This is a genomic window from Stenotrophomonas sp. UBA7606 (assembly GCF_002477705.1).
In the GTDB taxonomy this organism is placed as follows: Bacteria; Pseudomonadota; Gammaproteobacteria; order Xanthomonadales; family Xanthomonadaceae; genus Stenotrophomonas.
In genome coordinates, this window is the sequence record NZ_DLJW01000067.1 from 1 (window position 1) to 873 (window position 873).

At 63.5% G+C, this 873-nt stretch carries 1 protein-coding gene; it reads left to right on the top strand.

Going from position 1 to position 873, the window contains the following annotated elements; translation table 11 throughout:
* Positions 1-322: 322 nt before the first annotated feature.
* A partial coding sequence (locus B2527_RS08820) for an aconitase family protein (RefSeq protein WP_293707974.1) occupies positions 323-873 on the top strand: 551 nt, incomplete at its 3' end.

An 873-nucleotide genomic window follows, 5' to 3' on the forward strand; every position in this document is an offset into this window, starting at 1 on the left:
CAAGACAGTTGACTCCTACAGAACCCGTTCGATTGGTCGGCTGAAGCAATACCGGCACAGCCCCTGCCGAGCATGGCTCGGCACTACATGGGTGTGCTGGGAATGCCCCTGCCGAGCATGGCTCGGCACTACCTGTCGCCGGGCACCGTTACATGCGCGCAACAAGCCGTTGCCTAAACTGGGGCCTGAAACCATGCGCCCGACGGCGGATGCTTCGTCCATACTCGGACCAGTATTCACCTGACAGGGCCCATGGCTCTGAAAAGCCCGCGCAGCGCCCCGGCGCCATCGCAAGCCATCTGTACCAAGAGGAGTCAGCTGTATGAGCGATACATTCTCCACCCGTAGCCAACTGGAGGTTGGCGGCCAGCAGTACACCTACTGCAGCCTTCCCAAGCTCGGCCAGAAGTTCGACATCTCCCACCTTCCCTACTCGATGAAGATCCTGCTGGAGAACCTGCTCCGGCATGAGGACGGCGGCCAGACCGTCGGCCCGGACCACATCGAAGCCGTCGCCCGCTGGAACCCCAAGGCCGAGCCCGACACCGAAATCGCCTTCATGCCCGCGCGCGTGGTGCTGCAGGACTTCACCGGTGTGCCCTGCGTGGTCGACCTGGCCGCCATGCGCGATGCGGTCACCAAGCTCGGCGGCAAGGCCGAGCAGATCAACCCGCTGATCCCCTCCGAGCTGGTCATCGACCACTCCGTGCAGGTGGACGTGTTCGGGCGCCCTGACGCACTGGACCTCAACGGCAAGATCGAGTTCCAGCGCAACCAGGAGCGCTACAGCTTCCTGCGCTGGGGCCAGAAGGCCTTCGAGAACTTCAAGGTGGTGCCGCCGAACACCGGCATCGTCCACCAGGTGAACCTGGA